The following is a 21,871-nucleotide window of genomic DNA, read 5'->3' as shown; positions in this document are numbered from 1 at the left end:
GTTATTTTGGCTTGGTTGTTTCTGGTAACAAATGGACTCTGAGGCTAGACGCTATAGGATCTCTCCTAAAATGGGAGATATAGCTGGTAGTCTATTGTAGAAATTTACTCTCTCTAATCGTGCCTAAAGGGGGTATTTCTTATTTTGATACTTTTATTAGAATTGGCACCAATGCCTCGCTAAGCGTTATTTAGGGACTTAATTGAAGTGCTATCTCTTGATGCTCTTTAATCTTACTTAAGTGATTGGTCTAGATGATTTTGCTCTGGGTGGGAGGTTGGGCCGGCTGAGAGGGAATTTATAGATACAAAAAAGCCGATGCTGGGCATCGGCTTCTTATTTATACAGAGATATTTAAGCTGGTTGAACTAAAGCGAGTGCCTTACGAGAAACCTCGTGGGCTGCTTTGGTTAAGTTTTGCTTCTCTAGTGCGTCTGATAAGTATCCGTAATCTGATACATTTGAGCGAAGTGCTAGAGCTTTCTCGAAGTGGTTTTGTGCTTCTGCCCACTTCTGTTCTCTTAAGTAGAGCTGAGCTAATGCACTGTGTGCTTCTGCATTATTGTTATCTTTGCTGATAGCGCGCTCTAGCATAACAACCACTGGATGGTGATCAGCAAGATTCAGCTCTGGAAGTAGCATGTAGAGCTCGTTCGAATTTGTTTTAGCAATGTTCTCTTTGATAACTGTGAAAGCTTCTGCATCGGCTTTACGGGCGATCAGTTGTTTTACGAAACAAGAGACAAGGTGTGAGCTTTGCTTTTGTTTTCTTGGAAGCTTGTTCCAGTGACTGATCAAGCCTTCGCTGCCTTGCTGTTGTGCCACATCGTGAAGTAAACCACATTGTGCATTTTGCTCTAATTCACTCTGTTCTTCTGCTGTTAGAAGCTTGTTCTTAGCGAGCTTAGGCGTCAGTTCCAGTAACGGTTGCCATAAATTAAGCTGCATGTAGGTCGCTTTTAGCAAGCCCAGAACCGCAGTGTTGTTTGGATGTGAGCCTTTTAAGCTAGAAAGGCTATCGAAAGCAGCTTCATAGTTTGATTCACTGATTTGCTGTTTCGCTTTTGTTAGCTCTACTGCCAACAGCGAATCATCTTGTTGGCTAGCCAGTTCGATGTATTTATCACGTTCAGCAGTATTACCTTGTTCATGTGCTGCTTGAGAAGCCACTAGGTAACAAAGCAGAGGCATGTCGTGGTGGTTAGCCCAACGTGTGACCTTCTTCTCTGCACCTTTCCAATCACCTTCAAGAAGTTTGATTATGCCTTCATTGGTGTAGCGGCGAGAGCGCTTTAGTTTACGAACACTGAACCAATTCCAAGTTGTTGAACTTGCATAAATCAGCTTTTTAAATAGGTATTCTAGGCCGAATAGTGCCGCTAAAAGTGCAATCACAAAGATCGCCAGTGTTGTCACACTCATTTCAATTGTCTTATTGGCAATTGAGATCAGTACATAGCCTTGTTGACCTGAAAATTGCGTGCCGACAAATAGACCTGCACCCAGAACGAGGAAAAGAAAGGTTAAACGAATCATTATTTCTCCTCCGAGGTCATTACCGTTACCTCACGGCGTAGGCGTTCACGAATCACATCAGACAACTGATTCTGAGACTCAAGTTTCACAGGGTATTTAACAGTGATGTTTTGCTCGCTTAGCTGTTCGATAGCCTTCTCAAACTCGATAACTGAATTGTCATCTTGGTTTAGGTATGACTTAGACCACTCGTTAGCTGTCTTTAGAGCAGCGCTATAAACTTCGCCTTGTTCTTTGTAGACCGCACGAATTGCGGTTTCTAGTTTACCTTTGATGTTTTCACGTAGGTAAAAGTGCTGTTCTGGTGATAGTAGAGGGATAACCTCGCCATCTCGGCTACGGAAAGTGATGAAGTTCTCTGAGAAGTCTTTCATCGACGTCATCAGGTTACTTTGCCAATCATTGATGTCTTGAGATACGGCTTTTTTCTCGACGATTTCAGCCTCAGGAAGAATTGCATTCGCCAGAGGTAGTTTATCGACTTGCTGTTGAAGGCTTGTGATACGTAGGACCAAACCATCGCGGTCGATCAGAGGGATAGTACGAAGCTTGGTGATGTCATCGGTCATTGACTGACGCAGTGATACTAGGCTTGGATCGTTAAGTGCAGCGATACGCTGATCGGCACTTTCCATTAGTTTGGTTGCGCTAACTGCATCATGCTCAAGGAATAGTTTACGACCAGCTAGTTTTGCTAGGTAGTCAGCTTCTGCAAGCAGCCAGTCATTTGGACGACGACCCTTAACATCAGCTACTGCTAGCTGCAGGCTTTGGATGCTCTTTTGTTGTTGAGATTGTACAACCTGAGTTTTCTCTACCGCATGTGATGCTTCTTGGATTGTCTCTTGCTTTATAGCTTGCAGGTCTTTATTTACTGCTGATTGAGTATTTTGTAGCTGGGCTTGAAGTGCTGCGATTTGATCTGCATATTCAGCACTTTTTTGCTGCATTTGGAAGGCAATACCGCCGCTGAAAATAATAGAAATTGCGATAGCGATAGCGCCAAATTTCACACCGCGCTTGCCTTGTTTCTCTGCTTTTTCAATTTGCTCTTTGTGGTCTGCTTGAAGCTGCTCATTGTGAGTCTTATTCGATGCAGGAGCATCAAGCTTTGGTTCTGTTTCTTTTGATTCAGCGGTTTCGTCTTTGGTCGCTACTGGCTGAGTATTTTGGTTCTGTTCAGGTTCAATATGCTCATTATTTTTTTTGCTTGTCATGCTTATTTCCTGTTTCTAGCTAGGGCTGGAGAGCAGCCAGTAATATTTGGTTCGCAGCACTTTGAGTATTCGTAACGTTAGAGAAACCGAGCTGTTGTGCTCGTTGTGCTATGCGCTTGCTTGGAACAAACAAATGTCTCGTTGAAAGCCAAGCAGAATACTCATCAGGGGTAATGGAGCACAGATACTCCAGTTGCTCCTGACTCGTGACGACTACTTTGGACGTTTTTTTGTTTATCCATCTTTGATAGGTATTGTGATCGTTTATGGGAATATATTCTCTACGGTAGGTCTCACAATAAGAGACTTGTGCACCTAGGTTGAGCAAAGAATCCCGAATGAGCTCTCGCCCACCATTCCCACGCAGTATCAAAATGGATTTATTTTTTACGTCACTAAGTTCAGCAAGTTGAAGAAGATGTTCACTATCACTAACTTGAGGATAGTTTACTTTTTGTTTACAGGTTTTGCTTAAAACGTGCGCAGTTTTTTGACCAACGCCAAGATAAAGCGGCGAATTAGGCCAAACGCACGAAGTTTTAGAAAGTATATTTTGAGCCGCGGCTACGGCATGATGGCTGACAGCGATGATGATGTCGCTTTTGTTAAGCTGGTCGCTTAAGTGATCCGAATCTGGATTATCAATGATACGGATAAGCGGATGATGGATTGCTTGAATCCCTTCATCCGCTAGTTGTTGGCAAAGCGATTGTCCCTCTACACCGGGACGAGTTACCAACACTGTCATGATTATTCTTGGTCTGTGTATAGCTTGGTTAGGATTTCTCTCGCACCATCATCTAGCAGTTGATTAGCCAGAGTCACACCCAGCGCTTCTGCTTCTTCACGAGGGCCAGATATCTCACCACGAATCATTTTAGAACCGTCTGGCTCACCAACCAATGCACGTAGCCAGATGTTGTCGCCGTCTAGTAGAGAGTAACTACCGATAGGCACCTGACAACCGCCTTCTAGTGTTAAGTTCATTGCACGTTCGCACAGAACACGGTCTGCAGTATCTTTGTCATTTAGAGGCTCAAGAAGTTTAATTAAGCGTTCATCATCAAGACGACACTCGATACCTACAGCGCCTTGGCCTACTGCTGGTAAAGATTGCTCTGGTTCGATAAAGCTACGGATACGCTCTTCTAGTTTTAGACGCTTGAGGCCTGCTGCTGCTAGGACGATTGCATCGTATTGGCCGACATCGAGTTTACCTAGACGAGTGCCCACGTTGCCGCGAAGTTCTTTGATGATCAAATCAGGGCGGTATTCTAGTAATTGACACTGACGACGTAGGCTACATGTACCTACGACAGCACCTTGTGGCAGTTCATCAATGTTGTTGTATGTGTTTGATACGAATGCGTCACGAGGATCTTCACGTTCACATATCGTTACAAGACCTAGACCTTCAGGGAAGTCGACAGGCACATCTTTCATTGAGTGAACCGCAAGGTCAGCACGACCTTCTAGCATTGCCACTTCAAGTTCTTTTACGAACAGACCTTTACCACCCACTTTAGCAAGCGGAGTGTCTAGGATGATGTCACCTTTGGTCACCATAGTTACCAACTCAACCTCTAAACCAGGGTGAGCAGCTTGAAGAGCATCCCTTACAAAGTATGCCTGCCAAAGGGCAAGAGGACTTTTTCTGGTTGCGATACGGATTGGTGCTGAATTTGTCATGGTGTTTCCGATATAGGTTTTGTAATAGCCTAATCCTACCATTGTGGGGCGAAAATTCTTACTGTTTGATCATTCCATGCTTTGATAGCTGAGAGATTTTCATAAGTTCACCAAAATAGTGTGATTGGTATCTCATTTGAAACATGGGCTATTATTAGAAATAGTCAATAAAGAGGACACTACGGCGCCGTGAATTTAACTTTTTTCATTAAGGGATTGGCCAGTCTGGCGGCTTCCTTTGCTTTACCATTAGGGGTGAAAGTGTTAAATTGATCACGTTTTGTTGCTGCATTCGTTCAGTAACTAAACAGAAGTGCATTTAATCTCAAACCAAGGACTTACCTTGCAGGCTTACACTCAAACATTGATTCAACGATTAGACAATCTTAATCAACAGCGTATTGATCGTGCGTTGGCGTTGATGAATGTGCAAGGCCAACGAGTTTTTAACCTTATTCCTGCACTGCTTCATTTCAATCATCCAATGATGCCTGGTTATTACGACCAACAAGTTCCTTTTGGAATTCGTAGCTTCACGCCTAATGAATTCCAAAAGCAATTTGTCTCTGATACTGAACTTACTTTAGGTGGCAAGCTAACCGAGTCTGCGGAGCCGGCAATTCTAGGTTTGTACACTATGGGCAGTACCTCTTCTATAGGTCAAAGCACTTCAAGTGACCTCGATATCTGGGTGTGTGTATCTTCGAATATGGATGGCCCTGCGCGTGATAGCCTTACCAACAAATGTCTGTTGATTACCGACTGGGCTGAAACCTTAGGTGTTGAAGCTAACTTCTTTTTAATGGATGAAGAGCGCTTCCGTTCAAACCACTCTGAAGAGATGACCGGTGATAACTGTGGTTCTTCTCAGCACTTGCTGTTACTTGATGAGTTCTACCGTTCTGCCGTTCGTTTGGCTGGCCAACGTCTGTTGTGGCAAATTATTCCGCCAGAAATGGAAGAGTGCTATGACGAATATGTTCAGGGCTTATGTCGAGATGGCTATCTTGATTGTTCGCAGTGGATTGATTTCGGCAAGCTGAATCGTATCCCTGCTGAAGAGTACTTCGGTTCTAACTTGTGGCAGCTCTACAAGAGTATCGACTCTCCGTATAAATCGGTATTAAAGGCGATCTTGCTAGAAGCCTATTCATGGGAATACCCACACACTCAGCTACTGAGTATTGATACTAAGCGCCGCTTCTTCGCGGATGAGCCTGATCTGTATGGCATGGATAGTTACTATCTGATGCTAGAGAAGGTGACTCGCTATCTAGAACGTATCAACGACCACACTCGATTGGACTTGGTAAGACGCTGTTTTTATCTGAAGACCCATGAGAAGTTGTCACGTGAGGCGGGCACTGGCTCTGTTGCATGGCGTCGTGAAGCGCTCACCGAGATGACTCAATCTTGGAACTGGGGTCAGGATACTATTGCAGAGCTTGATAGCCGCCGTAACTGGAAGGTAGAGCAAGTGAAGGTGGTGCACCATGCGCTACTTGATGCTTTGATGCTGAGCTATCGTAACCTGATTCAGTTTGCACGTCGTAATGACATTACTTCGGCAATCAGCCCGCAAGATGTCAGTATCCTAGCGCGTAAGCTGTATGCGGCGTTTGAGGTGTTGCCAGGTAAAGTGACGCTGCTGAATCCGCAAATTTCTCCGGATCTTCACGAACCTGATTTGAGCTTTATTGAGGTTCGCCAAGGACAAACTAATAAAGCGGGCTGGTACTTGTACAAGCAGCCGCTGATTGCACATCGTATTCTTGGTCAACCATCACTGGAGCACCATGAGTACTTAAGTAAGTTAGTGGCTTGGTCGTTCTTTAATGGCTTGATCACTGAATCTACACGTCTTCACTCTGTGGTTCGTGATGCCCATATTGATATCGATAAGTTCTATCAAATGGTGAGTGACTTGCGTAATACCTTCTCGTTGCGTAAGCGTCGTCCGAGTATGCAGGCACTTGCGAGCCCATGTGAGATTAGCCAACTGGCGATGTTCATCAACTTTGAAAATGACCCGACTTCCGAGTTAAGTGGTCGAGAACTAAAAGTGGATCTCAAAAATGTGGATATCTTCAGTTTTGGTGAAGAAGGTAAGAGCTTAGTCGGCAGTGTTGATTTGGTTTACCGTAACTCCTGGCATGAAGTACGTACTCTTCACTTTCAAGGTGATATGGCGATGCTTGATGCCCTGAAGACGGTGTTAGGCAAGATGCACCAAGATGCGTTACCGCCAGAATCAGTTGATGTGTTCTGTTACAGCAAAAACCTGCGTGGTGTGATGCGTAACATGGTGTATCAACTGCTTGCTGAGTGTATCGAGTTGAGACTAAAACCAATTGAGCCAGAGAAACGTCGCCGCTTTAAAGCTATTCGTCTCGCTAACAAGATGTTTGGCCTATTCTTTGAGCGCCGTGGTGTATCGGTACAGATGCTAGAAAACTCGGTTGATTTCTACCGTAGTATCTCTACTAATAAGCTCAAGGGTTCACCTTTACTGATGCTGGATAAAGAGCAAGAGTATCAACTGCCAGAAGTGGTGGATGGCTTTGCGAGTGAAGGCTTAATCCAGTTCTTCTTTGAAGATACTGATAAAGGTTTCAATATTTACGTATTGGACGAGTCGAATCAGGTTGAAGCTTATCACCAGTACAGTGGTGAAAAAGATGAGATGATCGCGAGTGTGAATACCTTCTACACATCGGTGAAAGATGAGTCGAAGATGTCATCTAAATTGATTAACTTTAACTTGCCTCAGTACTATCAAATCGTTCACCCAGAAGAGGGCAATTCTTATGTTGTGCCTTATCGTAACGATGCCACTTTAGCTTCTCGGAGTTCAAAGATAGTTAACATCTAGTTTATTTAGACTGATTGATATTAAAAAAGGAGTGATTGATTCACTCCTTTTTAGTTATGCTTACAAATGATTAGACCCAATCGATCTCTTCACCTGCGTGCTTCACGCATTCTTCTTTAACCATCTCAAATAGCTCCATGCCTGTCTTAGAGCATGTCCACTTGTCGTCGATTAATTTAAAGTGGAAGCCACCAGATTTAGACGCCAACCAGATTTCTTTCATTGGTTCTTGGCGGTTAATAATGATTTGGCTGCGGTTCTCAAACTCCAGCGTCATCACGTTACCAGTCACTTCGTAATCAATATCTGCCTCTGAATCGTCGATAGCTTCTTCGATGTTTTGCATCTGTATATCGACTAGTTGATGAAATTCAGTCTCGTTCATCCTTTCTATCCTATTGCTTTTCCTGAGTGTGGTGCGATTATAGGGGGCATTGAGTTAATAATCACGATATGCAAAATGAAAAAATTAATTACCGCTCTGTTTATGCTGTCCGTTATTGGACTTTCTGGTTGTGGTCAAACGGGTCCGTTATACGATCCTGATGAAGTTCAGCAGACTGAACAATCACAATAAGTGAAACACGCAGAAATCGTTATTTATAAGGGATAAGAACTTTGGATTACTTCAACTATCAGGAAGATGGCCAGCTTTGGGCTGAGGACGTTGCACTTTCACAACTCGCAGAGCAATATGGTACGCCGCTGTATGTCTATTCTCGCGCTACATTAGAACGCCACTGGAATGCATTCGATTCATCGGTTGGCGAGCATCCACATCTGGTGTGTTATGCCGTTAAAGCGAACTCGAACCTCGGCGTATTGAACACTCTGGCACGATTAGGTTCTGGCTTCGATATCGTTTCTGGCGGTGAGCTAGAGCGTGTAGTCGCTGCAGGTGGCGATCCAGCGAAAGTTGTGTTCTCCGGTGTCGGAAAAACAGCTGCTGAAATGAAACGTGCGCTTGAGTTGAACATTAAGTGTTTCAACGTAGAGTCTGAGCCAGAGCTAGAGCGACTGAACAAAGTGGCTGGTGAGCTTGGTGTTAAGGCGCCGATTTCACTGCGTATCAACCCAGATGTTGATGCAAACACTCACCCTTATATCTCTACCGGTCTGCGTGATAACAAATTTGGTATCGCCTTCGACCGTGCTCCTGCTGTTTACGCCTTTGCACAAACACTAGAAAACCTGTCTATCCATGGTATTGATTGCCACATCGGTTCTCAACTGACTGACCTCGAACCTTTCATTGATGCGACTGACCGCTTACTTGCCCTGATCGATCAACTGCGTGCTGATGGTATTAACATTAAGCACCTTGATGTCGGTGGTGGTTTGGGTGTGGTTTATCGTGATGAACTGCCACCACAGCCTTCAGATTACGCCAAAGCGCTATTGGCTCGTTTAGACAATCATTCTGATCTAGAGCTGATTTTCGAGCCTGGAAGAGCGATTGCTGCTAACGCTGGTGTATTATTGACGAAAGTTGAGTTCCTTAAGCCAACAGAGCACAAGAACTTTGCCATTATCGATGCAGCAATGAATGACCTGATGCGTCCAGCGCTTTACCAAGCGTGGCAAGATATTGTCCCAGTGAACCCTCGCCAAGGCGAAGCGGTAACGTACGATTTGGTTGGTCCTATCTGTGAAACAGGTGATTTCCTAGGTAAAGACCGCGATTTGGTGCTTGAAGAAGGCGACTTACTTGCGGTTCGTTCTGCTGGCGCTTATGGCTTCGTAATGTCCTCTAACTACAACACTCGTTCGCGTGCGGCTGAAGTGATGGTTGATGGCAACAAAACTCATCTAGTTCGTCAGCGCGAAGAGCTTACGAGCTTGTGGGCACTTGAAAACATTCTTCCGGAGTAATTTAAAGCGTTATGCACTTCCACTTTTCTAAAATGCATGGTTTGGGCAATGATTTCATGGTCGTGGACTGCATTACTCAAAATATTTTCTTTTCTCCAGATTTGATCCGTCGTTTAGCGGATCGTCACACTGGCGTGGGCTTTGACCAACTACTTGTGGTTGAAGCTCCCTATGATCCAGAAACTGATTTCCATTACCGCATATTTAATGCGGATGGCAGTGAAGTGGAACAGTGTGGTAATGGTGCTCGTTGTTTTGCACGATTCGTTCGCATGAAAGGCTTAACGAATAAGTACAGCATCAACGTAAGCACCAAGAAAGGTAAAATGGTTCTCAAGATTGAAGAGAATGACCTGATCACCGTGAACATGGGCATTCCTGAGTTCGAACCAAGCAAGATCCCATTTAAAGCGAAGCAACCTGAAAAGACCTACATCCTAAGAACCGATGCACATACTTTATTCTGTGGCGCAGTCAGTATGGGTAACCCGCATGTGGTGACCGTGGTTGATGATGTCGATACGACCGATTTGGATACCTTAGGTCCACTGCTTGAATCACATGAGCGTTTCCCTGAACGTGTTAATGCTGGTTTTATGCAGGTGGTTAACCGTGAAGAAGTGCGTTTACGTGTTTATGAACGTGGTGCAGGTGAAACTCAGGCTTGTGGTAGCGGTGCCTGTGGCGCTGTTGCGGTTGGTATTACTCAAGGCTTACTGGCTGAGAATGTGAAAGTTAGCCTACTAGGCGGTGACTTACACATTAGCTGGCAAGGTCCGGGGAAACCTCTGTATATGACGGGCCCAGCGACGCATGTGTTTGATGGCCAGCTTTCTTGCTGATAACGATACATAACAGATAGATACATAAAAAATAAAGGATAGGTTTTGTCTAACGTTGAAGCCGACGCACTCACCGCAGAAGTGGTCGCGGAATATTTACGTGATAACCCAGATTTTTTCCAAGACCGAAAAGATTTGGTGGATCGCCTTGCTATTAATAACATTGAGCAGGGTGCCGTTTCTCTGGTCGAGATTCAGCTTAAACGTCAACGCCAGAGAATCGAAGAGCTAGAAGAAGAGATCACTGGCTTGATGTCTCTGGCGGCGAATAACGATAAAACCTTCTACGAGTTTATGGATCTGCAAGCGCAAGTGCTAAAATGCGGTGATTTCATGCAGGTAATTAAAGCGGTTGAGCAAAAGGCACTAGATCTTGGGTTGAAGGCTCATATGCGAATCCTTTCGCAAACGGGTTTTTATCAACTCAGTGAAGAAGGCTACTCGAAGTTTTCACTTAACCACTTTAATGGCAAAGATGCCTACCTCGGGCGTTTGAGAAAAGCAGACAGACAAGATTTGTTTGGTGCTTTTCCGGTTCCAGAGCTAGGCTCTTATGTAGTACTACCGCTTGCTAAGCCGTCTCCATTGGGCTTGCTCGCCTTTTCTAGTGAAGATGGCGGACATTTCCAACCTCATATGGATACGCTCTTTTTACGCCACTTAGCACTTGTCGTGTCTCATTTGGCGGACACCTTACCTTGGCAGATAAATAATGAGCCTAGAGCCCAACACACCTCTTCCTAATAGCCTTCAAAAGCCTCTTTCTCGCTTCTATGAATATCTCAGAAGCGAGAAGGGACTCAGCCTACACACCCAAAGAAACTACAAACAACAACTTGAAACCATGGCCGAACACTTAGTCACACTTGGGCTAAAGGATTGGCGTCAAGTTGATGCGGCTTGGGTAAGACAACTTGCCAGTAAAGGCATGCGTGATGGGATGAAGGCAAGCAGCATTGCGACTCGCTTATCGTCATTGCGTAGCTTCTTTGATTTTCTTGTCTTACGGGGCGAAATAACCGCGAACCCTGCAAAAGGGGTTTCTGCGCCTCGTAAACAGCGACCGTTACCAAAAAACCTCGATGTAGATGAAGTCGGTCAGTTACTTGACGTGAATGAAGACGATCCACTCTCGATTCGCGACCGAGCGATGATGGAGGTGATGTACGGTGCTGGCTTGCGTCTTGCTGAGCTAGTCGGTATCAATCTGAAAGACGTACTCAGCCGCCAAGGAGAAATCCGAGTGATTGGTAAAGGTGACAAAGAACGTAAGGCGCCATTTTCTGGTTTAGCCAAAGAGTGGGTTGATAAGTGGCTGAGAGTCCGTGGTGAATTGGCTTCTCCGGGAGAAGAGGCCTTGTTCGTCTCTAAGTTGGGGACGCGTATCTCACCCCGCAGTGTACAAAAACGTATGGAAGAATGGGGCAAGAAACAATCTGTGGCGAGCCATATTAGCCCGCATAAGTTGCGTCACTCCTTTGCAACGCATGTGCTTGAGTCGAGCCAAAACCTTCGTGCGGTTCAAGAGTTATTAGGTCATGAAAATATCTCGACTACCCAAGTGTACACTCACTTAGATTTCCAGCATCTAGCACAAGCATACGATCAGGCTCACCCAAGAGCCCGTAAGAAAAATAAAGATTAAAGGTTTTACTATGCGAATTTACCGAGGTTTACAGCCTGTCAAAGCCATGACCTTTGATTTGGATGACACTCTATATGACAACTGGCCTGTGATCATGAAGGTTGAGAAAGAGATGGCGCAGTGGCTTTTTCAAGAGCACCCTGTGTCTGCTTCTTTGTCGTTGGATGAGTGGCAAGCTGTAAAACAACGCGTCGCCTCGGAAAATCCAGAGCTAAAGCATGACGTCACCTTGTGGCGTGAAACCCAAATTAAGACTGGTTTACTGCAGTTGGGCTACTCTCAGCAGCAAGCGGAACAGGCGGCTCGTGATGGTATCGAACACGCTTTATGGCTACGCAATCAAGTCTATGTCCCTCGAGAAACCCATCGTGTGATGGCGAAACTTGCCAAGCGTATTCCTTTGGTTGCGATAACCAATGGCAATGTTGATCCCCACAAAATTGGACTCGGGCAATATTTCCAACTCATTCTTAAAGCGGGACCAGACGGCAAAGCTAAACCCTACCCAGACATGTTTGAGAAAGCACAACAGTACTTAGGCTTTGATGCTAGCAATATTCTACATGTGGGTGATCATTTAAGGACGGATGTCTACGGAGCCAAGAAAAATGGCTTCCAAGCATGCTGGTTTAATGATACTGGTTCCAATTTATACCTATCTTCGAAGGCGAGTTTGCTTCCTGATGTTGAAATAGAACAGCTCAGCGATCTTATGCGACTAATTTAATGGCTACTGCAGGCTTATTGTGTCGCATTTATGATAGTGAATTGTTACATTAGTCGAGTTTAAAGGCCTGTTTAGGCTAGGATAATTAGCGATTACTGATTACGATTCATTTCAATCATAGCGGTGGTTGCGGGTTCTCTATTCCATTAGATTTCGAACAAGGGTTGGCATGCAAACATATACATTTCTCGCAAACACAGAGGAGCAATTAGAATCTCAACTTGCTCAGCGCGAATGGTGTGATAGCAAACAATACCTAGTTCAACTTTTCTCTACGCAATCACCTGATGTGGCTCGCCAACTTGCTAATGTGGCGCTCAATCGTTTGAGCCAAGCGACGTTGATTGGTCAAAGTGCTCGTCATGTTATTTGTGATAACTGCCTTGAGAGTACTTGCACCTTAGTCATTGTTAGTGAATTCAATGAAACCCGATTAACCTCCGTAATGCAGCCTTTTACTGGCAACCCTAACCAAGATAGCCAAGATCTAGTATCTCAACTTGAGCTATCGGAAGACACCAAAACTGTTATCAGCTTGTGTGATCAGGTTGAAGGACGTGATTACCCCATTTATGGTGCTTTCGAAAATCATTCCTGCGCATTACCAGTGGCTGGTGGCTTGTGCCAGGAAAATGAGTTCGGCCGCTGGGTTATGCACAACGAGCAAACTTATCAACATGCCTGCGTAGCGGTTGCCTTGACGAACCCTAATTTAAAGGTGTGGTCAGACGCTTACTCCGAGTGGAACCCTATCGGGATGAAACTACGAGTGACTCATGCGATAGGGAACCGTTTATATGCATTAAATGACAAGCCGGCGATTGAGGTGTTCAAACATTACCTTGCCGATGGCAAAGATCTTCCTTTCAGCCAACTGATGAGTTTCCCGCTTTATCGCGAACTTGGTAGGAAGAAAGGGATTTCAACACCACTTCGTATAAATGATGATGGTAGTATCGAGTTTGATAGCCCGTGGCAGATCGGTGAAGAGGCCCAGTTCTGTTATAACCATCCATCGCTTACTGCCGAAAAGGTGCGCCATGGTGCAGAGATGCTTGCCATGCATCAGCCTGAGTCTGTGATCATCTATAACTGTGTTTCTCGATTGGAGTTCATTGACAGCAAGCTAGAGCTCAAGCCATTTGAAGGGATAGTAAATGCATGTGGTGCCTACTGCATGGGAGAGCTTTACCGCACTGAAGAGCGACAAGACATCCTGCACCACAGTCTGACTTATATCGCGATGAGAGAGTCTGATGAGGTGAATGAATTTCGCTGTGAAGACTTTAAATGTGACTCAACGGTTTCACCACTGCTTAACTTAGTGCGTAACGCAGTGGCTGATCTTGATAGCATGAACACACAAATGGAGAAGAAACTCCATCAACAGGCTCGTCGTTTAACGGAGAGTTATCGCATTGATTCCCTTACTGGGCTACCTAACCGTATAGTACTAAAAGAACGACTCAATACGATTCTCTTTACTGAACATTTGTTGACTTTGAAATTGACTAATTTTCATGAGGTAAATGACAAGTATGGGTATCAAGTTGGTGATCAATTACTCTTAGATCTCTCCAACCACCTCGTAGAGCGTTTGCAGCTTCGAGTAGTTAAGAGGTCTAAGATCAAAGTTGAACTCTTTAGTATTGGGGTTGGAGAATGGGCGATTATCTTCAATACCAGTGCCGGAGGAGCGAAGATAAAGGAGCGCTTTGTCGAATTTGCAGATGAAGTTGAACGTGTTAACTTCGAACCTTATGGCTTAACCGATATTGACTACCTATCGGTCTCGTTATGTGGCGGCTTTGCCAGTCGCTGTGACTTTTTGACTGATTATAGTGATGAAATCCTTCTAAAAGCGATTGAAGCACGACGTTATGGTGTTCGTAACAACACCCACATAACTAATGCCAAAGATATTCAGGTGAGTGAAGAAGAGCGTAAAGAACGGATTGGTTGGTTGAGCTGTGTAAGCCGAGCAATCTTAGATCAGAACATCATTACCTACTCGCAACCTATTGTGGAGGCGGGAACGCATGAAATGATTGGCCAAGAGTGCTTGGTGAGAATCATGGAAGCTGATGGAACGATTGTGCCACCAGGTAAGTTCTTACCTATGATTGCCGATACACACCTTTATACACGTCTTAGTCGCCATATGATTAAGAACACTATCGGCTATATGGCCGATAAACAGAGCCCGTTTTCTATTAACCTTTCTCCGCAAGACCTTTTAAGTGATAAGACTCTTGATGTGCTTGAGACCGCTATTAGTGGTATGAACGATCCTACTCGATTGGGACTTGAGGTACTCGAGTCTGAGCTGATTAGAGATTATGGCCGTATGATTGAGGTGTGTGACCACTTCCGTTCGTTAGGTGCAAGAATCATCGTCGACGACTTTGGTTCTGGTTACTCCAACATCGATGAGATCATTAAGCTGGAGCCGCAGATAATTAAGCTTGATGGAAGTTTGATTCGTAATATCGACAAAGACCAGAAACAGAGAAACATTGCTTCTCAGCTGGTGCGCTTGTGCCAAGTGTTTAATGCCAAAACGGTCGCTGAGTTTGTTCATAATCAACAGGTTTGCGAGATAGCCGAACAGATGGGCGTCGATTATCTGCAAGGTTATTATTTCGGCGAACCTAAGCGGCTGTTCTGATGATTGGCAAATGTCTGATGTTTCACGTGAAACACTTTTTTTCCAATGCATTAAAGCGAGATGTGAAAAGGGTGAGCTAGTGGCTCGCCCTTTTTATTTTTGTTCTTAAGCATTCCGCATTAATCTATCTGAGAGCGTGTCCACTTTTGTCTGCTTGGAATACTTTTAGATAGTGTTGATAGTAATCCTCTATCTGCTCAGCCGATTGAGTCTCATCCAATGTCTTGAGTAGCTCGATACCAACCTCACAGGTACATAGGTGCCCACTGTCTTGATTACGGCGCAACGTATATGAAGATTCACTGGTTACATCTAGGTGCACTTGAGGAATCGTCTGTAGCCAAAGACTTTTGTTGAGCATCTTTTTCGCTTCTTGCCACGTACCATCCAAGATGATGAATAATGGCGTTCGTTCATCCGCTGTATCCGAAACCGCTTGCTGACATTCAATGCTTTTATCACTTGGAAACAATAGCAAAGGCTGATGAGTTTCATCTTTAAGTAAAGCCAGTAGTTCGACTTGAGGCGTCTTACGCTGCCAAACAAAAGACTGACACTGCTTGAGTGACTGTTGAAGTAGCTTTCCGGTATTAGTGTCTCGTGTTAGTTCATTCTCGTGAGTGAGTAACACAAGGTGGATTTGGCTTTCAGTATTCGGTATTCGATGACAAATACACTGATAAGTGAAACCACACCCACTGCAAGCTTGCTGATCGCTCATGGTTACAGCTTAACTCCGCTTTGTACTGGTGAGATGTCGTTAGCAAACAAAACCACATCGCTGATATCAGCATCATCGGCTAACGGTGCAACACTTGGGTTGAGTGGGTAGCTGACACCTGTGTATGAGAGTGCGTGTTTGGTCGCTATAGCACCACCGCCGCTGACATTGAAGATCAGATCGTGCCAACCGTGACTTTGAGATTTCCCCACACGTATATCGCCTTTTACTAGCGTGACTCGGCTATTGAAGCGCCATTTATCTTGATGGTTCTCGAAAATCAGCAGTGTGCAGCCGCCTGAGCCACACCAATCGAGTTGGGCGAACAGCTCTTCTTTACCGTCACCGTTGAGGTCGTAGGTCAGCCAGCGGTATTTAGTATCATCAGGTGAGCTGTTGTTGATCTTAAAATATTCGCGGATCGCTTGGTCTACTTTTGGATCAAACTGATCACTGGAGTTCACTTGCTTCGCCGTTAGATCAACCGTGTTGGCTTGCGCTTGTACAGGCTTTGCTTCGAATAGTACTAGACCGCCGTTGGCAATCGGGTAGACGATATTGCCGACCTTTTCTTTCTCTGCGACCAACTTACCGTTATCGAGAGTGAAGATACGTTCGGATCTCAGATATTGCTGCTGGTGGCGGGTCATGACGACCTGAACCTGGTTTTGGTTGAGTTGCTGCCAGAAGCCTTGCTCAACAATAGAAGGGTCACCGTTGCTGTAAGAGTAGGTTGTTACTGCGCTATGGTCATCGTTGAGATCAAGGTTAATAGAGAACCCTGAGTTCTGCGTTGAGCTAGCGAAATAGGTACCACTCCAGTCCAATGTAGGATCTTGGTTCGAAACCGTGGCACAGCCAGTGTAGTTGTCTGCATTCAGATTGAGTTTCGCTTCCCAGCCGTAGATAGAGTCACTCATACCGTCGCTGCAGTTATCTTTCTTCAGATTGAGCTCGCCTTGTGTTGCTTTACCTTCTAATTGGTAATCACGACTGCTTGGCGTGGTGCGGCTTGATTCGATGTTGAGAGCCTGAGGCGATTCGCCCATCTTGGTATAAGTCAGCTGGTCTTTATCAAAGGTGGCTGACCAGAATAGTTCATTACCGAAGACTTGTGTGGAGCGCAGTGGTTGGTTGCAGCGTTCAGGGTTTTCTGCCGTTAAGATATTGACTTGGTCAACCACAAAGCGTGCTGTGAAATCAGCGTTGTAGCCGGTTTGGCTGGGCACGGTAAGGTGGCCAATCAGTTCGCCATACAGAGCTTGATAAGGTCTGGCTGCTAGCCCTTGTGCTTCTAGTACTAGCTCAGGTGACATATTTAACCAGTATTGTTGTTGGCTACCGCAAGGAGTAAACGTGCGGCTTTCATGGCCTACCACAACTTGACCGCGCATGATGAAGGTTTGTGGTTGAACGCTCAGAGGTTCATCTAAGGTTGCTGGTGGAACTTCAGGTTGTTGCGGTGTTTCTGGAGCGGTTACACAGCCTTGTAGCGCGAATGCGGCTAACCATGCCACTGGGTTTTTCATTATCTTCATGTTATATCTTCCTCGGAGCAACCGTTAATTGGATTTATTATGGCATATTGGTTATTTAAAACAGAACCCGACAATTTTTCTATTCATACGCTGAGAGTACAAAAAACCTCTTGTTGGGAGGGAGTTCGTAACTATCAAGCTCGAAACATGATGCGTGATGAGGTCAAGCTTGGCGACCTGGTGATGATATACCACTCATCATGTAAGAAAGTGGGCGTAGCGGGGATCGCAAAAGTAACCAGAGAAGCCTACCCAGACCATTTTCAATTCGATCCCGAGAGTGATTACTACGACCCTAAATCTTCACCCGATAACCCGCGCTGGATAATGGTGGATGTCGAGTTTGTTCGAGTGACCGAGCGCTTGATCCCGTTAGCGACTCTTAAAGCCATGCCTGAGCTATCTGAAATGCCTTTGGTGAAGCGCGGCAATCGTTTATCGGTCATGCCTGTGACGGAACAAGAGTGGCAGGCGATCTTAAGCAAAGAAGTGCTCGGTTCTCGTTAGAGGAAGCTTTTAGGGTAAGGTTCAAAAAAGGCAGCTATTGGCTGCCTTTTTGTATGATGGGCTTGTCTAGAGTAGGTGTTTCTCTAAGTAGTGCGCAACGGCATCGTTAGCGTTGCTACCAATCACCTCATTGTCAGGTAGTGCCTGCATCACTTTCTCGTGTGATGTGCCCATGATTAGACCTTTACCTGCCATTGCCAGCATCTCAGCGTCATTCATACCATCACCAAAGGCAACACAGTTATCCAGCGTTAGGTTCAGAGATTTCGCGACAGCGTCTAAAGCGTGGCCCTTAGATACTTCAGCGGTCATCACTTCCAGACACCAAGGTGTTGAGAAGGTAACGTTTAACTTGTCTCCAAATGTTTCTTTTAGCTTTTGCTCAAACGTGACTAGGTGTTCGTGGTCTTGCTCTGGGTGAGTGAAGAAGACCTTGGCAATGCCATCGCTCGGCGCATTGTCTGCTTCAAAGCGCTTGTAGCTGAAGCCAGATTCACTGTGGAACTTAGCTAGCATTTCATCTTCACGATCGAGTAGCCAATCTTCATTTTGGTACATATGGATGAAGATGTTTGGATCTTGGCGAACAATATCAATAACCGGTTGAACGAGTTCTTGAGGTACGTTTTGGCTATACATTAGCTGTTCATTCTGGTCGTGCACGCGAGCACCGTTTGACGTGATCATGTACGCCGGAATCCCTGCGATTTGACGAATCCCAGCTACATCGACGTGATGGCGACCCGTTGCGAAGATAAAGGTATAACCTTGCTCGTGTAACTTCTTAAGCGTTAGCTTGGTAAAATCGCTCAACTGATGGTTGGGAGCCAGAAGCGTACCATCTAAATCAGAGGCAACGATTTTCACGGAATCTTTAAGTGCAGGAATAGCCATTTAACCCTCATTGCAAAGTGCTTAACCGATATCAACACTAGCCAACGCTAGTATCGTTTGAACTTCAATATCTCGACCCAGAAATTGTATGCCAAAATCATGCAAGAAAAGAGGGCAAAACTCACTTACTTCTCTTCCTCTTTATTCGCTATCTTATGGCTCGTTTCTTCTTGTGCTATTGATGTGAGTGTTAAGCAAAGAATTGATTAATGGCATCCAGTGTTTGATTACGGTATTTGTCTTGCTCAAACAACACTTCATGCCTTGAGCCTTCAATGACTTTAAATTGGCAATCTGAGTTGGTTTTCTTCAGTTTATTGATGAATTTCACCTGAGCGTCGTTACTCACAATCTTCTCTTCACCTGCTTGAATCAGCAATAGAGGGATCTTAATTTGACGAGTTTGTTGGGTTGACTGCTTGGCTGCCATTAACCCTTGCCATACCCAGCGAGTACTCGCACCACCGACTTGCAGTGAAGGGTTCTCTTCATAAAGTCGACGGAACCACTGATAACGAACCTTGCTTTGGCTCAGAAGGTTATTCTCGAAAGGTTTCGAGTAATAGGCCTGCTGACCTGGCGCGTAAACCGGTTTGGCGTGATATGCGGTAAGCAATTGCCCAACAATCATTGCGATAGGCTTCAAGTACCACTCGGTATTGATACCAAACATTGGGGCGCACAAGGTGACCTTATCAAATGGGTGATCTGGATGGGTTTGTAGATAGCGTGTCGCGATAGTACTACCCATTGAATGGGCTAACAGGTATCGCTTGGCATACTTGCTGAGGTCAAAACTGGCAATCATGTCAGACATATCTGATGCATAATCATCGAACTCATGAATGTGACCAATGTCAGAGTCTGCTACCATACGCTCCGACTGGCCTTGACCTTGATGGTCAAATGAATAAACGTCATAGCCTTGTTGATAAAAATCATAAAAGATTTCTTGGTATTTTTGGCAGCATTCGATACGGCCATTTGAAATCACAATAGCTTTGCTGTGCTTCTCTGAGGTGAGGCTGCACCAGTACAGTTTCTTTTTACCAGACGATGTTAAATACCCCTCTTTTCTTTGTTGCCAAAGAGCGTTGATCGGGTGTTTAATCGCATGATCGAACTGAGGTTCTTGAGTGTAAGGGAAGGCGGCTTCGCTGTGGTTTTCCATGGGAAATTACCTGAACTGATGCGTGTGAGAGCTTTATTGCTACTAATGTTGTTAGATTAAAGAACTAGTAAGGAAATGCAAATGGATACTCATGTTTGGCTTGCTTATGTTGTCACGGCGATTTTGTTTAGCTTGGCTCCGGGCTCGGGTACCGTAAATTCAATCAGCAATGGGTTAAGCTATGGCACTCGAAAGTCATTGGCATCCATCGTCGGTTTACAGCTTGGTCTTGCGTCCCACATTATGCTGGTGGGCGCGGGTATCGGTGCGCTCGTTGCTAAGTCTGCGTTGGCGTTCACCATCATCAAATGGGTTGGTGTAGTTTACTTAGTTTGGTTAGGCATTCAAAAGTGGCGTGATAGCTCGAGCCTAGTGGCATCTGAAGAAAGCTCTACTCTATCGAGCGGCAAACTACTGAGAAACGCAGTGCTTATCAACCTAACTAACCCGAAATCAATCGTGTTTTTGGTGGCTTTGTTTCCTCAATTTATCGACCCTACACAACCTCAAGCACCGCAGTTATTAGTGCTAGGTGTGACGACAGTATTCATTGATAGCGTTGTTATGTTGGGTTACACCTCATTAGCATCACAAATGGGGCGTTTTATTCGCTCTGATCGCATAATGGGTAAGATAAATAAAATATTTGGTGGTATGTTCATGGGCTGCGGTGCTTTGCTAGCTGCCGCGAAAGCTTAGATTAAGCGACTGAGTTATAGTTAAACCAATCAGAGTTATCAAGAAATGACCGCTACATACGTTGCTCGACAACCTATCTTAAATCGCAAGAGGAATACACTCGGCTATGAGTTGTTATTTCGCGATGGAGAAAAGAATGCGTACCCAGCGCATATTGAGTCTAATCGAGCAACGTATCGTCTGATTGTTGAGAACTTCTTGTCTGTTGGTCTTAACCCTTCTATTCCATCTTCACGCTGTTTTATCAACTTCCCTTATCAAAGTTTGATTCGTCGACTGCCCTTAAGTTTGCCGAAAGATAAGGTGGTGGTAGAGATTCTGGAAACCTGTAAACCGACAGATGAATTGTTGGAAGCGGTTAAAGACCTTTACCAAGCGGGCTATATGATCGCCTTAGATGATTTTACTTCGACCCCAGAATGGGAACGTTTCCTTAAATACACGCATATCGTAAAGCTCGATATCATGCAGATGGGTTTGGATGAAGCGTGTGATTTGGTTAGGGCACATCAAGGGAAGAAGTTTAGCTTTTTGGCGGAGCGTGTTGAGACCGAGCAAGAATTCCAACAAGCTAAAGAGGCTGGCTTTAAGTTTTTCCAAGGTTACTTCTTTAATAAACCGGAAATCATCAAGAGTAAGTACATTAGCCCTGAGCAAGTGATTGCCATGGAGCTGTTCCAAGAGGTGTGTAAGCCCGATGTGGACTTTCAACGGGTGGAAAGTATTGTTGCGAAAGATGTAGCGCTTTCATACAAGCTGTTGCGTTTTGTGAATACCATGTCGCCGCGCCTTGAAGTGACCATCTCTTCTTTTCGTCAGGCTTTGGTGTATTTAGGGCAAGAGAAACTGAAAATGTTTGTTTCGTTAGCCGTAGCGTCTTATGTCTCTGATAAAAAGCCGAAAGAGCTGTATGGATTGTCTCTACAGCGTGCCCAGTTTTGTCAGCGTATGTCTCGCTATCAGGCATTTGAAGGATATAGAGAGCAGGCCTTTATGATTGGCTTATTCTCCTTGTTAGATGCGCTGTTGGACTTGTCGTTAGAGAACTTAGTCGAGCAGTTGCCGCTGTGTAAAAGTATCAAGGTTGCTCTATTACGCAGGGAAGGCCCTTACGGTACCTTGCTTGCCCTTGAAGAGAGCTTTGAGCATGCGGATTGGCAGCAGATTGATGAGCACTGCGCTGATCTAGGGCTTAGCGTGGATCAGGTGAAAACTGAACTTACAGAAGCGCGTCGCTGGAGTCACACTGTGACCAACAAGCTGTAGTGTTGCT

General features: G+C 45.0%; 20 protein-coding genes. 11 read left to right on the top strand and 9 right to left on the bottom strand.

What is annotated here, in order from left to right; translation table 11 throughout:
* Positions 1 to 354 precede the first annotated feature (354 nt).
* From ACTRWI_RS14910 to hemC, 4 genes are read right to left on the bottom strand one after another with little or no spacing between them, the layout of a single operon-like run.
* A complete protein-coding gene (locus tag ACTRWI_RS14910) occupies positions 355 to 1,536 on the bottom strand; it encodes a heme biosynthesis protein HemY (protein WP_499132462.1) in 1,182 nt (393 codons plus the stop codon).
* Positions 1,536 to 2,753, bottom strand: coding sequence for a uroporphyrinogen-III C-methyltransferase (locus ACTRWI_RS14905; RefSeq protein ID WP_499132461.1), 1,218 nt, complete (start codon positions 2,751 to 2,753; stop codon positions 1,536 to 1,538). Before ACTRWI_RS14905 ends, ACTRWI_RS14910 begins: the two co-directional genes overlap by 1 nt.
* A 19-nt stretch (positions 2,754 to 2,772) precedes the next feature.
* Positions 2,773 to 3,501, bottom strand: coding sequence for a uroporphyrinogen-III synthase (locus tag ACTRWI_RS14900; RefSeq protein ID WP_499132460.1), 729 nt, complete (start codon positions 3,499 to 3,501; stop codon positions 2,773 to 2,775).
* 2 nt (positions 3,502 to 3,503) lie between these two features.
* Complete coding sequence (hemC, locus tag ACTRWI_RS14895) at positions 3,504 to 4,442, bottom strand: hydroxymethylbilane synthase (protein WP_499132458.1); 939 nt, start codon at positions 4,440 to 4,442, stop codon at positions 3,504 to 3,506.
* A gap of 343 nt (positions 4,443 to 4,785) precedes the next feature.
* Between hemC and ACTRWI_RS14890 the strand changes: the two genes are divergently transcribed.
* Positions 4,786 to 7,314, top strand: coding sequence for a class I adenylate cyclase (locus tag ACTRWI_RS14890; RefSeq protein ID WP_499132457.1), 2,529 nt, complete (start codon positions 4,786 to 4,788; stop codon positions 7,312 to 7,314).
* A gap of 70 nt (positions 7,315 to 7,384) precedes the next feature.
* Here ACTRWI_RS14890 and cyaY read toward each other — a convergent pair whose 3' ends face one another.
* Positions 7,385 to 7,699, bottom strand: a complete 315-nt coding sequence (cyaY, locus tag ACTRWI_RS14885; RefSeq protein ID WP_004740462.1) for an iron donor protein CyaY — start codon at positions 7,697 to 7,699, stop codon at positions 7,385 to 7,387.
* 75 nt (positions 7,700 to 7,774) lie between these two features.
* On the opposite strand from cyaY, the gene lptM reads away from it, so the two are divergent.
* From lptM to ACTRWI_RS14850, 7 genes are all read left to right on the top strand, one after another.
* Positions 7,775 to 7,891: an LPS translocon maturation chaperone LptM gene (gene lptM / locus ACTRWI_RS14880; protein ID WP_063524726.1), complete on the top strand. Its 117-nt coding sequence runs from the start codon at positions 7,775 to 7,777 to the stop codon at positions 7,889 to 7,891.
* A 41-nt stretch (positions 7,892 to 7,932) separates the two neighbouring features.
* Positions 7,933 to 9,186: a diaminopimelate decarboxylase gene (lysA, locus tag ACTRWI_RS14875; protein ID WP_499132456.1), complete on the top strand. Its 1,254-nt coding sequence runs from the start codon at positions 7,933 to 7,935 to the stop codon at positions 9,184 to 9,186.
* 11 nt (positions 9,187 to 9,197) lie between these two features.
* Positions 9,198 to 10,028 carry a diaminopimelate epimerase gene (gene dapF, locus ACTRWI_RS14870; RefSeq protein ID WP_499132454.1) on the top strand — a complete coding sequence of 277 codons (831 nt, stop codon included), beginning with the start codon at positions 9,198 to 9,200 and terminating at the stop codon, positions 10,026 to 10,028.
* A 45-nt stretch (positions 10,029 to 10,073) separates the two neighbouring features.
* Positions 10,074 to 10,772: a DUF484 family protein gene (locus tag ACTRWI_RS14865; protein WP_499132453.1), complete on the top strand. Its 699-nt coding sequence runs from the start codon at positions 10,074 to 10,076 to the stop codon at positions 10,770 to 10,772.
* Positions 10,741 to 11,673: a tyrosine recombinase XerC gene (gene xerC / locus ACTRWI_RS14860; protein ID WP_499132452.1), complete on the top strand. Its 933-nt coding sequence runs from the start codon at positions 10,741 to 10,743 to the stop codon at positions 11,671 to 11,673. The genes ACTRWI_RS14865 and xerC overlap by 32 nt, the downstream gene beginning before the upstream one ends.
* Before the next feature lie 10 nt (positions 11,674 to 11,683).
* Positions 11,684 to 12,400: a 5-amino-6-(5-phospho-D-ribitylamino)uracil phosphatase YigB gene (gene yigB / locus ACTRWI_RS14855; RefSeq protein WP_499132450.1), complete on the top strand. Its 717-nt coding sequence runs from the start codon at positions 11,684 to 11,686 to the stop codon at positions 12,398 to 12,400.
* Positions 12,401 to 12,569: 169 nt separating this feature from the next.
* Positions 12,570 to 15,068, top strand: a complete 2,499-nt coding sequence (locus tag ACTRWI_RS14850; RefSeq protein WP_499132448.1) for a bifunctional diguanylate cyclase/phosphodiesterase — start codon at positions 12,570 to 12,572, stop codon at positions 15,066 to 15,068.
* Positions 15,069 to 15,192: 124 nt separating this feature from the next.
* Here the strand turns inward: ACTRWI_RS14850 and ACTRWI_RS14845 are convergent, their stop codons facing one another.
* Both ACTRWI_RS14845 and ACTRWI_RS14840 read right to left on the bottom strand, forming a co-directional pair.
* Positions 15,193 to 15,789 (bottom strand): tRNA-uridine aminocarboxypropyltransferase, encoded by a 597-nt coding sequence (locus ACTRWI_RS14845; RefSeq protein ID WP_499132447.1) that lies wholly within the window; start codon positions 15,787 to 15,789, stop codon positions 15,193 to 15,195.
* Between the two features lie 2 nt (positions 15,790 to 15,791).
* Entirely contained in the window at positions 15,792 to 17,327 is a 1,536-nt protein-coding gene (locus ACTRWI_RS14840) for a COG3650 family protein (protein ID WP_499132446.1), read from the bottom strand.
* Positions 17,328 to 17,366: 39 nt separating this feature from the next.
* Between ACTRWI_RS14840 and ACTRWI_RS14835 the strand changes: the two genes are divergently transcribed.
* The gene (locus ACTRWI_RS14835; protein WP_499132444.1) at positions 17,367 to 17,834 is read left to right on the top strand and encodes an EVE domain-containing protein; all 468 of its coding nucleotides are present in this window, start codon (positions 17,367 to 17,369) and stop codon (positions 17,832 to 17,834) included.
* A gap of 66 nt (positions 17,835 to 17,900) precedes the next feature.
* Here the strand turns inward: ACTRWI_RS14835 and ACTRWI_RS14830 are convergent, their stop codons facing one another.
* Together ACTRWI_RS14830 and ACTRWI_RS14825 are read right to left on the bottom strand one after the other, a co-directional pair.
* Positions 17,901 to 18,728, bottom strand: a complete 828-nt coding sequence (locus ACTRWI_RS14830; RefSeq protein ID WP_499132442.1) for a Cof-type HAD-IIB family hydrolase — start codon at positions 18,726 to 18,728, stop codon at positions 17,901 to 17,903.
* A gap of 190 nt (positions 18,729 to 18,918) precedes the next feature.
* Positions 18,919 to 19,899: an alpha/beta fold hydrolase gene (locus ACTRWI_RS14825; RefSeq protein ID WP_499132440.1), complete on the bottom strand. Its 981-nt coding sequence runs from the start codon at positions 19,897 to 19,899 to the stop codon at positions 18,919 to 18,921.
* Between the two features lie 81 nt (positions 19,900 to 19,980).
* Here ACTRWI_RS14825 and rhtB point away from each other — a divergent pair, with 81 nt between their 5' ends.
* Together rhtB and ACTRWI_RS14815 are read left to right on the top strand one after the other, a co-directional pair.
* Entirely contained in the window at positions 19,981 to 20,598 is a 618-nt protein-coding gene (rhtB, locus tag ACTRWI_RS14820) for a homoserine/homoserine lactone efflux protein (protein ID WP_499132437.1), read from the top strand.
* Between the two features lie 45 nt (positions 20,599 to 20,643).
* Entirely contained in the window at positions 20,644 to 21,864 is a 1,221-nt protein-coding gene (locus tag ACTRWI_RS14815) for an EAL and HDOD domain-containing protein (protein WP_102423317.1), read from the top strand.
* Positions 21,865 to 21,871 lie beyond the last annotated feature (7 nt).

The organism is Pseudoalteromonas sp. G5_S1_14_S5, assembly GCF_054968605.1.
Note: the sequence above shows the minus strand (reverse complement) of the source record. Positions and strands in the feature narration are given on the sequence as shown.